The sequence below is a fragment of the Pseudomonas sp. ML96 genome (assembly GCF_000761545.1).
Taxonomy (GTDB): Bacteria; Pseudomonadota; Gammaproteobacteria; order Pseudomonadales; family Pseudomonadaceae; genus Aquipseudomonas.
On sequence record NZ_JPMY01000006.1, the window covers coordinates 100,882 to 112,687 of the forward strand.

The 11,806-nt window shown below is 68.7% G+C and carries 12 protein-coding genes; 10 read left to right on the plus strand and 2 right to left on the minus strand.

The window, feature by feature from the left end:
* Nucleotides 1-140: 140 nt before the first annotated feature.
* From lgt to IP89_RS04515, 9 genes are all read left to right on the plus strand, one after another.
* Nucleotides 141-941, plus strand: coding sequence for a prolipoprotein diacylglyceryl transferase (gene lgt, locus IP89_RS04475; RefSeq protein WP_043307984.1), 801 nt, complete (start codon nucleotides 141-143; stop codon nucleotides 939-941).
* Entirely contained in the window at nucleotides 938-1,732 is a 795-nt protein-coding gene (locus IP89_RS04480) for a thymidylate synthase (protein WP_043307985.1), read from the plus strand. Before lgt ends, IP89_RS04480 begins: the two co-directional genes overlap by 4 nt.
* Nucleotides 1,733-1,735: 3 nt before the next feature.
* Complete coding sequence (locus IP89_RS04485; RefSeq protein ID WP_043307986.1) at nucleotides 1,736-2,596, plus strand: LysR family transcriptional regulator; 861 nt, start codon at nucleotides 1,736-1,738, stop codon at nucleotides 2,594-2,596.
* Between the two features lie 113 nt (nucleotides 2,597-2,709).
* Nucleotides 2,710-3,750, plus strand: a complete 1,041-nt coding sequence (locus IP89_RS04490) for a putative 2-aminoethylphosphonate ABC transporter ATP-binding protein (RefSeq protein WP_043307987.1) — start codon at nucleotides 2,710-2,712, stop codon at nucleotides 3,748-3,750.
* Nucleotides 3,750-5,462, plus strand: a complete 1,713-nt coding sequence (locus IP89_RS04495; protein WP_043307988.1) for a putative 2-aminoethylphosphonate ABC transporter permease subunit — start codon at nucleotides 3,750-3,752, stop codon at nucleotides 5,460-5,462. Before IP89_RS04490 ends, IP89_RS04495 begins: the two co-directional genes overlap by 1 nt.
* Nucleotides 5,463-5,481: 19 nt before the next feature.
* Entirely contained in the window at nucleotides 5,482-6,309 is an 828-nt protein-coding gene (gene phnX / locus IP89_RS04500) for a phosphonoacetaldehyde hydrolase (protein ID WP_043307989.1), read from the plus strand.
* 44 nt (nucleotides 6,310-6,353) lie between these two features.
* The gene (locus IP89_RS04505; protein ID WP_043307990.1) at nucleotides 6,354-7,373 is read left to right on the plus strand and encodes a putative 2-aminoethylphosphonate ABC transporter substrate-binding protein; all 1,020 of its coding nucleotides are present in this window, start codon (nucleotides 6,354-6,356) and stop codon (nucleotides 7,371-7,373) included.
* Nucleotides 7,374-7,532: 159 nt separating this feature from the next.
* Entirely contained in the window at nucleotides 7,533-8,690 is a 1,158-nt protein-coding gene (locus IP89_RS04510) for a TIGR03364 family FAD-dependent oxidoreductase (protein WP_043307991.1), read from the plus strand.
* The gene (locus IP89_RS04515; protein WP_043307992.1) at nucleotides 8,687-9,250 is read left to right on the plus strand and encodes an HD domain-containing protein; all 564 of its coding nucleotides are present in this window, start codon (nucleotides 8,687-8,689) and stop codon (nucleotides 9,248-9,250) included. The genes IP89_RS04510 and IP89_RS04515 overlap by 4 nt, the downstream gene beginning before the upstream one ends.
* On the opposite strand, the gene IP89_RS04520 is transcribed toward IP89_RS04515, so the two are convergent.
* Nucleotides 9,247-10,149 (minus strand): LysR family transcriptional regulator, encoded by a 903-nt coding sequence (locus tag IP89_RS04520; protein ID WP_043307993.1) that lies wholly within the window; start codon nucleotides 10,147-10,149, stop codon nucleotides 9,247-9,249. The two genes, IP89_RS04515 and IP89_RS04520, sit on opposite strands and share 4 nt — an antisense overlap.
* An 87-nt stretch (nucleotides 10,150-10,236) precedes the next feature.
* Between IP89_RS04520 and IP89_RS04525 the strand changes: the two genes are divergently transcribed.
* Nucleotides 10,237-11,118: a DMT family transporter gene (locus IP89_RS04525; RefSeq protein WP_043307994.1), complete on the plus strand. Its 882-nt coding sequence runs from the start codon at nucleotides 10,237-10,239 to the stop codon at nucleotides 11,116-11,118.
* Nucleotides 11,119-11,134: 16 nt separating this feature from the next.
* Here IP89_RS04525 and IP89_RS04530 read toward each other — a convergent pair whose 3' ends face one another.
* On the minus strand, nucleotides 11,135-11,674 hold the full coding sequence (locus tag IP89_RS04530; RefSeq protein WP_052080954.1) for a hypothetical protein: 540 nt from the start codon (nucleotides 11,672-11,674) through the stop codon (nucleotides 11,135-11,137).
* Nucleotides 11,675-11,806 lie beyond the last annotated feature (132 nt).

Below are 11,806 nucleotides of genomic sequence, written 5' to 3' on the forward strand. Positions count from 1 at the left end.
GATCTGCTGCGCGTTGGCCAGGCGTCGTTAAAAACAGGCTCGGATTGCTCATTTACCACTAGTAAACTCCGCTTCCTCGCCCGTTTTTGCCTAGCCCGGCTCTAGCTCGCGAGATCGTAAGCAGGTTCTAAGGAGTCGCAATGCTGACTTACCCGCAGATTGACCCGGTGGCCCTGGCCCTGGGCCCGCTGAAGATCCACTGGTACGGCCTGATGTACCTGGTCGGCATCGGCGGCGCCTGGTTCCTCGCCAGCCGCCGGCTGAAGGACTTCGACGCCAGCTGGAGCAAGGAGAAGCTCTCCGACCTGGTGTTCTGGGTGGCCATGGGCGTGATCCTCGGCGGCCGCCTGGGTTATGCGCTGTTCTACGACCTGTCCGCCTACGTGGCCGACCCGCTGAAGATCGTCCGCGTCTGGGAAGGCGGCATGTCCTTCCATGGCGGCCTGATCGGCGTGATGCTGGCCACCTGGCTGTTCGGCCGGCGCAACGGCAAGAGCTTCTTCGAGCTGATGGACTTTATCGCCCCGCTGGTGCCGATCGGCCTGGGCGCCGGGCGCATCGGCAACTTCATCAACTCCGAGCTGTGGGGCAAGGTCACCGACGTGCCTTGGGCCATGGTCTTCCCCAATGGCGGGCCGGACCCGCGCCACCCGTCGCAGCTGTACCAGTTCGCCCTCGAAGGCGTGGCCCTGTTCGTCATCCTCTGGGCCTACTCGCGCAAACCGCGCCCGACCATGGCGGTGTCCGGCCTGTTCGCCATCTGCTACGGCATCTTCCGTTTCATCGTCGAGTTCGTCCGCGTGCCGGACGCCCAGCTCGGCTACCTCGCCGGCGGCTGGCTGACCATGGGCCAGGTGCTCTGCGTACCGATGATTCTCGGTGGCCTCGGCCTTATGATCTACGCCTACCGCCGCCAGGCCGTTCAAGGAGCCGCGCAATGAAACAGTACCTCGACCTGATGCGCCTGGTGCGCGAGACCGGCACCTTCAAGAGCGACCGTACCGGCACCGGCACCTACTCGGTGTTCGGCCACCAGATGCGCTTCAACCTGGCCGACGGCTTCCCGCTAGTGACCACCAAGAAGTGCCACCTGAAGTCCATCATTCACGAGCTGCTGTGGTTCCTCCAGGGCGACACCAACATCAAGTACCTGAAGGACAACGGCGTGCGCATCTGGGACGAGTGGGCCGACGAGAACGGCGACCTCGGCCCGGTGTACGGCTACCAGTGGCGCAGCTGGCCGGCGCCCAATGGCGAGTCGATCGACCAGATCAGCAAGCTGATCGCGATGATCAAGAAGAATCCGGACTCGCGCCGCCTGATCGTCTCCGCCTGGAACCCGGCGCTGGTCGACGAGATGGCCCTGCCGCCATGCCACACCATGTTCCAGTTCTACGTCGCCGATGGCCGCCTGAGCTGCCAGCTGTACCAGCGCTCGGCCGACATCTTCCTCGGCGTGCCCTTCAACATCGCCAGCTACGCCCTGCTGACCCTGATGATCGCCCAGGTCTGCGGCCTGCAGCCGGGTGACTTCGTGTGGACCGGCGGCGACTGCCACCTGTACGCCAACCACATCGAGCAGACCGACCTGCAGCTGACCCGCGAGCCGCTGCCGCTGCCGACCATGAAGCTGAATCCCGAGGTGAAGGACCTGTTCGCCTTCAAATTCGAGGACTTCGAGCTGCAGAACTACCAGGCCCACCCGCACATCGCCGCGCCGGTCGCGGTGTAAGCCATGCTGGCGGCCGAGCTCAAGGCCTTTCACATGGTCGCCCGCCTGGGCAGCATCACCCAGGCGGCGAAGAAGCTCGGCCTCAGCCAGCCCACGGTCACCACGCAGATCCGCAGCCTGGAGGCGCAGTACGGCGTCGAGCTGTTCTACCGTGGCGGCCGCCGCCTGACCCTGAGCGAGGAGGGCGCGCGCCTGCTGCCGATGGTGCAGCAACTGCTGCAGCAGGAGGCCGACATCGAGTTCTTCCTGCGCAACTGCGGCCAGCTGCAGGGCAGCCTGCGCATCGCCGCCACTGCGCCCTACTACGTGCTCGATCTGGTCAAACGCTTCCGCGAGCGCCTGCCGCAGATCCAGGTGACCCTGGAGATCGGCAACTCGCAGCAGGTGATCGAGGCGCTGGAGGAATACCGCGTCGACCTCGCCGCCTCCTCGCAGCTGGAGCAGGACGCGCGTTTCACCCGCCTGGTGCTGGGCCAGGACCCGCTGGTGCTGGCCGTGCACAGCAGCCACCCGCTGGCAGCGCACAAGCGCCTGCACGCCTCGGCGCTGGCCGGCCACTGCCTGCTGATGCGCGAGGCCGGCTCGACCACGCGCCTGCTCACCGAACAGATGCTGCGCGAGGCCGGCGTCGCCCCCGGCCCGTTGCTGGAGATCGGCAGCCGCGAGTCGATCCGCGAGGCGGTGCTGCGCAATATCGGCGTCAGCGTGATCGCTCGCCATGAGGTGCCGGACAACCCCGAGCTGCGGGTGATCGAGCTGGACGATGCGCCGCTGATCCCGGAATACCTCTACTGCCTCAAGGAGCGCCGCGGCGCACGCCTGCCGGCGGCCTTCCTGGCCCTGGCCCGCGAGCAGGCCGAGTAATTTCATACCCAAATCCGCCGATGCCACTATCGGCGGCTTTTGCCCAACTGCCATAAAGCTTTAGCACTGCGCGCGCAGCATGAGCCTCGTTCGATTCACAACGAGGTTCTGCCATGGCCACCGTCGACCTGCAGCTGCGCGATATCCACAAGGGCTTCGGCGCCTTCAAGGCGCTGGATGGCGTGTCGCTGGACATCGCCGCCGGCGAGCTGGTCTGTCTGCTCGGCCCGTCCGGCTGTGGCAAGACCACCCTGCTGCGCTGCATCGCCGGCCTGGAACGCCAGGACGGCGGCGCCATCCGCTTCGCCGGGCGCGATGTCTCCGAGCTGCCGCCGCAGGCGCGCGACTACGGCATCCTGTTCCAGTCCTACGCGCTGTTCCCCAACCTGACGGTGGCGCAGAACGTCGCCTACGGCCTGGCCGGCCAGGGTCGCGAGGCGATCCGCGCACGGGTCAACGAAATGCTCGAACTGGTCGGCCTGGCCGGCAGCGAGCAGAAATACCCGGCGCAGCTCTCCGGCGGCCAGCAGCAGCGCGTGGCGCTGGCCCGCGCCCTGGCGCCGAGCCCGTCGCTGCTGCTGCTCGACGAGCCGATGTCGGCCCTCGACGCCCGCGTGCGTGAGCATCTGTGCGGCGAGCTGCGCGCTCTGCAGCGCCAGCTCGGCATCACCACCCTGATGGTCACCCACAACCAGGACGAGGCCATGCTGATGGCCGACCGCATCGCCGTGATGAACCACGGCCGCGTTGAGCAGTACGCCTCGCCCCAGGACATCTACCGCGCGCCGGCCACGCCCTTCGTCGCCGAGTTCGTCGGCCAGGGCAACTGGCTGCCGTTCGAGCGTGACGGCGAGCACGCCCGCGTCGGTGATCTCAGCCTGCGCCTGCACAGCGCCCAACCCGCCGAGCGCGGCCGCCTGTTCTGCCGCCCCGAGGCGGTGGTGATCAACCCGCCGGTGCACGAGGACAACCTGTTCCCGGCGCAGATGCGCGAGATCACCTTCCTCGGCAACCGCTGCCGCCTGAGCTTCGAACTCGACGCGCTGCCGGGCCATGCCCTGCTCGCCGAGCTGGCGCCGGAATCCATGCCGCGCCTGAGTGGCGCCGAGATCTGGGTGGCGCTGCCGCCGCGTAGCCTGCAGGTGTTCGCCTGATGCAGCAGGTCGCCGTTCTGCACAAACCCCAGCCGCTCGCCCGGCGCTGGCCGGCCGACCTGGCCGACCGCCTGTTCGTGCGTGGCGGCCAGTGGTTGCTGCTGGCGCTACTCCTGCTCGGCGTGCTGCTGCCGCTGCTGGCCATGCTCTGGCGCGGCCTGGCCGGCGATCCGGGGCAGGGTGGCGGGCTGCTTGCTGCGCGCGAGCTGGTGGCCAGCGCCAACTTCCGCTGGCTGCTCGGCAACAGCCTGAAGAGCGCCCTGGCCGTGGTACTGATCGTCGTACCGCTGGCCTATGCCTTCGCCTATGCCCTGCAGCGCACCTGTGTGCCGGGCAAGGGGTTGTGGCGCGGCATCTCGCTGCTGCCGCTGCTGGCGCCGTCGATGCTGCCGGGCATCGCGCTGATCTACCTGTTCGGCAACCAGGGCGTGCTGCGCCACCTGCTGACGGACAACGTTTACGGCTTCTGGGGCATTGTTCTCGGCCAGGTCATCTACACCTTCCCGCATGCGCTGATGGTGCTGCTCAGCGCCCTGGCCCTGGCCGATGCGCGGCTGTTCGACGCTGCCTCGAGTATGGGTGCCTCGCCTTGGCGCGCATTCCGCAGCATCACCTGGCCGGGCAGCCGCCAGGGCGTGTTCGCCGCCGCCTGCCTGGTATTCACCCTGTGCGTCACCGACTTCGGCGTGCCGGTGGTGGTTGGCGGCGACTACCAGGTGCTGGCCTTGGAGGCCTACAAGGCGGTGGTCGGCCAGCAGCAGTTTGGTCGCGGCGCGCTGATCGGCCTGTTCCTGCTGCTGCCGGCGCTGCTCAGCTTCGCCGTCGACCTCTGGCTGCGCCGCCGCCAGCGCGACGCCATGGGCGGCCGCGCGCAGGTCTATCACCCGCAGCCCAGCCGCGGCCGCGATGGCGCCTTCCTGCTGCTGGTGCTGCTGGTCAGCGCCTGCCTGCTCGGCGTGTTCGGCATGGCGGTGTACTCGTCGCTGGTCAAGTTCTGGCCGTACGACCTGTCGCTGTCGCTGGACAACTACGCCTTCTCCGAGCTGCCCGGCGGCTGGCTGGCCTACCGCAACAGCCTGCTGCTGGCGACCTGCTGCGCGCTGTTCGGCGGCGTGCTGATCTTCCTCGGCAGCTACCTGCTGGAAAAGACCCGGCAGAGCCCGCTGACCCAGCTGCTGCGCCTGCTGTGCTTCATTCCCATGGCGGTGCCCGGCCTGGTCCTCGGTCTCGGCTACGTCTTCTTCTTCAACCTGCCGGCCAACCCGCTGCACGGCCTGTACGGCAGCCTGACCCTGCTGGTGATCTGCACCGTGGCGCACTTCCTGACCACCGCGCAGATGACCGCCAGCGCCGCCCTGCGCCAGCTCGATGGCGAGTTCGAGGCCGCTGCGCTGTCGCTGAAGGTGCCGCTGCTGCGTCACTTCCTGCGCGTGACCCTGCCGATCTGCCTGCCGGCGCTGCTCGACATCGTCCGCTACCTGTTCGTCTCGGCGATGACCACGGTGTCGGCGGTGATCTTCCTCTACAGCCCGGACAGCCTGCTGGCCGCCATCGCCGTGCTGAACATGGACGACGCCGGCAACGTCGGCGGCGCCGCCGCCATGTCCACCCTGATCCTGCTCACTTCCGCCGCTGTCTCGCTGCTGCTGGCCGGGGCCTCGCGCGGCCTGCTGCGCCGCTCCCAGGCCTGGCGCGCGGCGCCCGGCCACTGATCCCTCTCGGAGACCTGCCATGCACTACCAAGCTCCCACCCGCCTCAGCGCCGCCATCCTCGACTGGGCCGGCACCGTGGTCGACTTCGGCTCCTTCGCGCCGACGCGCATCTTCGTCGAGGCCTTCGCCCAGTTCGATATCGAGCTGAGCCTGGACGAGGCGCGCGGCCCGATGGGCATGGGCAAGTGGGACCACATCCGCACCCTCTGCGATCAGCCGGCCGTGGCCGAGCGCTACCAGCGCCGCTTCGGTCGCGCGCCGACGGACGCCGACGTCACCGCCATCTACGAGCGCTTCATGCCGCTGCAGATCGCCAAGGTCGGCGAGCATTCGGCGCTGATCCCGGGTGCGCTAGAAACCATCGCCGCCCTGCGCGAGCGCGGCCTGCGCATCGGCAGCTGCTCCGGCTACCCGCTGGCGGTGATGGGCAAGGTGGTCGAGCTGGCCGCCGCCAAGGGCTACAGCCCGGATCACGTGGTCGCTACCGACGAGGTGCCCAAGGGCCGGCCGAGCCCGGCCCAGGCGCTGGCCAACGTCATCGCCCTGGGCCTCGACGACGTCGCCGCCTGCGTCAAGGTCGACGACACCGAGCCGGGCATCCTCGAAGGCCGCGCCGCCGGCATGTGGACCGTGGCCCTGCGCTTCTCCGGCAACTTCTTGGGCCTGACCTGGGACGAGTACCAGGCGCTGCCGGCCGAACGCCGCACCGCCGAGCGCACGCGCATCGACGGCCTGTTCGCCGGCAGCCGCCCGCACTACCTGATCGACACCATCGCCGAGCTGCCTGCGGTGATCGACCACATCAACGCACGCTTGGCCCGTGGCGAAAGCCCGCAGGCCTGCTGAAACAGACAACCAACGCCAACAGCCTCACCACTAGGAGCTTCACCATGTTCAAACGCACCGCTATGGCCGCCGGCCTGCTCGCCGCCTGCGCCCTGCAGGCCCAGGCCAACACCGAGCTGACTGTCTACACCGCGCTGGAAGTCGAGCAGCTCAAGCCCTACCAGGAAGCGTTCGAGAAGCAGAACCCGGACATCAGCATCAAGTGGGTGCGCGACTCCACCGGCATCGTCACCGCCAAGCTGCTGGCCGAGAAGGATCGCCCGCAGGCCGACGTGGTCTGGGGCCTGGCCGGTTCCAGCCTGGCCATCCTCAAGCAGCAGGACATGCTGGTGCCCTACGCCCCGGCCAACCTGGACAAGATCGGTGCCAACTACCGTGACGCCGCCAACCCGCCGGCCTGGGTCGGCATGGACGTGTGGGCCGCGACCATCTGCTTCAACACCATCGAGGCCGAGAAGCAGGGCCTGCCCAAGCCGACCAAATGGGAAGACCTGACCAACCCGGTGTACAAGGACAAGATCGTCATGCCCAACCCGGCGTCCTCCGGCACCGGCTACCTGGACGTCAGCGCCTGGCTGCAGACCTTCGGCGAAGATGGCGGCTGGGCCTACATGGACAAACTGCACGCCAACATCGGCCAGTACACCCACTCCGGCTCCAAGCCATGCAAGCTGGCCGCCGCCGGCGAATTCCCCATCGGCATCTCCTTCGAGTACCCGGCCGTGCAGCTCAAGCGCAAGGGCGCGCCGCTGGACATCGTGCTGCCCAAGGAAGGCCTGGGCTGGGAGATCGAGGCCACCGGCATCGTCAAAGGCACCGACCAACTGGCAGCGGCGCAGAAGCTCGCCGACTTCGCCGCCAGCCGTGAGGCCATGGACCTGTACAAGGCCAACTTCGCCGTACTGGCCCAGCCGGGCATCGCCGAGCCGTTCCAGGAACTGCCGGCCGACTACGAGCAGCGCCTGATCAAGAACGACTTCGCCTGGGCCTCGGAGAACCGCGACAAGATCCTCGCCGAATGGCGCAAGCGTTACGACGGTAAGTCCGAGCCGGTCGCCCAGTAAGCCCGCGCCACCCCTCTCCCGACGGGAGAGGGGGCGGGGCGGCCCGCGTAGGGGTGAGGGTTTTCGGGCAGCTGCGAGTCGCCTATCAGCCCCTCACCCCATCCATCTCCCAGGGGGAGAGGGAGCCAAGCAATCCATAGAATTTTCAGGAGTTTCCCCATGAGTCAGCACGACTGTGACCTGCTGGTCGTCGGCGCCGGCATGCTCGGCCTCGCCCATGCCTGGGCCGGCGTCAAGCGCGGCCTCAAGGTCAAGGTCTTCGAGCGCACGGCCACGCCGCTCGGCGCCTCCATCCGCAACTTCGGCCAGGCCCTGGTCACCGGCCAGGCGCCGGGGTCGATGCTCGACCTGGCGCGCCAGGCTCACGGCCTGTGGGCCAAACTGGGCAAGGCTGCTGGCCTGGCGCTGAAGCAGCAGGGCTCGCTGGTATTCGCCCGCACCGAGGCCGAGGAGGCCATGCTCGAAGCATTCTGCGCCGGTCGTGCGCGTGAACTCGGCTACCGCGTCGAACTGCTGCGCGGCGCCGCCCTGGACGGCCTCTACGCCGGCCGCTTCGCCCACCACCGCGCCGCCCTGCACGGGCTTGATGACCAGCAGCTGTACTCGCGCGAGGCGCTGCCGCAGATCGTCGACTACCTGCGCGACCTCGGCGTCGAGTTCCACTTCTCCACCCTGGTGCGCGATGTCGAGTCCGGCAGCGCGCTGAGCACCGCCGGGCGCTTCACCGCGCGGCACATCCTGGTCTGCTCCGGCCACGACTACCAGACCCTGCTGGCCGAACCCATGGCCGCGCTGAAGCCTTCGGTGTGCCGCCTGCAGATGCTGCGCGCGCGCCTGGAGCGCCCGCTGGACCTGCAGCACGCGGTGCTCACCGGCCTCAGCTGCGTGCACTACGGCGCCTTCGCCGACCTGCCCGAAGCCGCGGCGATCCAGGCCGAGATCCGCCGCGACTACCCGGCGCTGGAGCAGTACGGCATCCACCTGCTGGTCAGCCCGACGCCCTATGGCGAGCTGATCATCGGCGACTCCCACGACTACGGCAGCGACGCCGCGCCGTTCAATGCCGAGGACGTCGACCAGCTGCTGATCGAACTGGCCGAGCACACCCTGGGCGGCCGCCTGCAGGTGCTGGAGCGCTGGCAGGGCGTGTACGGCTCCCGTGGCCCCGGCCCGTTCAGCGTGCTGCGCGCCGCCGAGGGCGTGACCGCGGTGCTGATGCACACCGGCCTGGGCATGAGCGTCGGCCTCGGCCTGGGCGAGCGCACCATCGCCGCGCTGCTCGGCGAGGGCGACTGGCCCGTGGCGCTGCCGGCGTGAGTGCCGCGCTGGCGGTGGCCGAGTTGTTTGCCCTGTGCCGCCAGCAGGCCGAGGCCGACTACATCGGCGAGGCGGTCAGCCAGCTCGAACACATGGTCCAGGCCGCCGAACTGGCGCGCGACGAAGGCGCCGACGAGGAACTGATCCTTGCCGCCTTCTGCCACGATGTCGGCCACTTCTGCGTGCCACTGGCGGCGCATAACAGCATGGCCGGCCTCGGTCGCCAGGGCCACGAGCGGGTTGGTGCACGTTGGCTGCGCGGCCTGGGTTTCTCCGCGCGGCTCAGCGGCCTGGTGGCTCGGCATGTCGAGGCCAAGCGCTACCTGTGCCGACGCGAGGCGGGCTACCTGGCGGCGCTCAGCGCGGCCAGCCTGCAGACGCTGAGCTGGCAGGGCGGGCCGATGAGCGAGGCGCAGGCCGCTGCCTTCGAGCGTGATCCGCTGTTCGCCGACAGCCTGCGCCTACGCCGCTGGGACGAGGCGGCCAAGGTGCCCGGTCGGCCGCCGGCCGAGCTGGCCTGGCTGGAAGAGCTGGCCCTGCGGGTGCTGCACAATTCCTAACCGGCCAAGCCGGCCGCCAGGTGGTCGATCAGCGCGCGCAGTTTGGGTGGCAGGTGGCGGTTGGACGGGTACAGCGCCCAGGCCGTGCCGTGGTAGTAGCCGGTGTAGCGCCAGTCGCCGAGCACTTGCAGCAGCCTGCCATCGGCCAGCGCCTCGGCGGCGGTGAAGCTTGGCAGGCAGGCGATGCCCAGGTGATTGAGCGCGCCGTTGAGGCGCACTTCGCTATGGTTGCTGGCGAAACGGCCGCGCACGGCCACCGTGCACTGCTCGCCGTCCTTGGCGAAGTGCCAGCGGTGGTCGTCGGCGCGCTCGTCCAGGTACAGGCAGCGATGGCGTACCAGGTCCTGCGGGTGTTGCGGCGTACCCTGGTCGGCCAGGTACTCGGGCGTTGCGCACAGCAGGTGCTCGACCTGGCACAGGGGGCGGCCGGCCATCTGCTCCGGCGGCTGCTCGGTGATGCGGATGATCAGGTCGAAGCCCTCGGCGATCGGGTCGGGGCTGCGGTCGCTGAGGTTGAGGCTGACGTCGACCTCCGGATGCCTGGCCAGAAAATCCGCCATCAGCGGTGCGACCAGGTACTTGCCGAAGGCCTTGGGTACCGACAGGCGCACCTGGCCACGGGCATCGCTCATCAGTCGCTCGCCCACCGCCACGGCGGCCTCGGCGGCGCCGAGCATCTCGCGGCAACGCTCGAACACCTCGCTACCGGCCTCGGTCAGGCGCAGGCGTCTGGTGGTGCGTTCCAGCAGGCGCAGGCCCAGTGCGGCCTCCAGCTGAGCGAGCTGGCGGCTCAGCGCCGAGCCGCTGGTATGCAGCTGGCGCGCGGCGGCGGAGAAGCTACCGCACTCCACCACGCGGACGAAGCTGGCCATCAGCGGCAGCAGGTTATTCATGCTCATGGGGAACGAGTCTCGTGCGGAATGACCTGATTATCGCGATGAGGTTGACAATGGACAATCGCTACCTTCCTACCGTGAGCCGCCGCCATGACCAGCCTGACCGCCACCCATCGTTCCCGCCTGCTGCACGGTAGCGACCTGCTCCTGCTGTTGGTGGCGCTGGTGTGGGGCACCAGCTACGGCGTGGCCAAGCAGGCGCTGGTGTTCTACCCGGTGCTGGGCTTTCTCGCCGTGCGCTTTTGCATCACCTTCCTGCTGCTGGCGCCGCAGCTGCGCGGCGAGGGGAGGCGTGCCTGGGCGCCCGGCCTGCCGCTGGGCCTGGCCATGCTGGCGATCTTCCTCTGCGAGACCTACGGCGTGCAGCTGACCACGGCGAGCAACGCCGCCTTCCTGATCAGCCTGTGCGTGGTGCTGACACCCTTCGTCGAGTGGCTGATGCTCGGCCAGCGCCCGGATGCGCGCCTGCTGCCGGCGGTGGTGCTGTCGCTGCTCGGCACTTGGCTGCTCAGCGGCGGCGTCGACCTCGATTTCGGTCTGGGCGACGGCCTGATGCTGGCCGCCGCGCTGCTGCGTGCCTTCCAGGTGTGCCTGACCCGGCGCCTCACTGCGGATCGCGAAGTGCCACCGCTGGCGCTGACCGCCGTGCAGTCCGGGGTGATTGGCTTCGGCTGCCTGCTGCTCGGCGCGCTGCTGTTGCCCGGCGGCCTGCCGCCGCTGCCGAGTGCGCCGGCGTTCTGGGTCGGCAGCCTGTACCTGGTGCTGTTCGCCACCCTGTTCGCCTTCTATGTGCAGAACTGGGCGCTGAGCCGTAGCAGCCCTACCCGGGTCAGCCTGCTGATGGGCAGCGAGCCGCTGTTCGGCGCGCTGTTCGCTGTGCTCTGGCTGAGCGAGGAGCTGAGCTTGCAGGCCTGGGTCGGCGGCCTGCTGATCGTTGCCGCCACCCTGTGGACCAGCCTCAGCCGGCGCTGAGCAGGTCATCGCGCATTCAGGAGAAGAGCGTCGCCTGCTCTTCGCTGGCTGCCTCAATGGCGGAGATGCCATTGGCCTTCTCCTCCTGCTCCTTGGCCGCCTGCAACTCGGCGCGCTGCTGCATGCGCTCGGCGATCTGCTTCTCGATTGCCTCCTGCTGCTCCGGCGGCAGCGCGTCGATCTCCTCCTCGGTCAGGCCCATTTCCTTGAGGATGGCGTCGCGCATCTTCTCGGCCGGGGTCATGGCCATGTACTCGCGGAAGGCTTTGACGGCCGGGTCCTCGTCGCCAAGGGGCTCGCTGAGCTGGCCCTGGTTGACGCTAGTGGCCACGCCATCGGCCTCGGCGCGGTTCTGCAGGTTGACGCGCAGCTTGGCGAAGGACTCCTCGTAGGCCTGCTCCGCCTGGTGGTCGTAGCCCGCGTCGGCCTTGAAGGCGGCGGGCGGCGCGACCGGCGGAGTCAGCGCCAGTTGTTCCTCCTCGCGAAAGCCCTCTTTGCTGCGCAGGCCGCTGATGGGCAGCGAATACTGCCCAGCGATGCCGCTGATGCTGTTCATGGCTCCTCCTGGATCCGCATGAGCGCGGACTGTGCCAGGAGCAAGGTCGATGCCAGGCCGGCTATTTTTTGTGCAAGGCCTTGCGAATCAGCGACTTGCCGGCAGGACGGGGAGAGCCGCCAGGTGATGCGG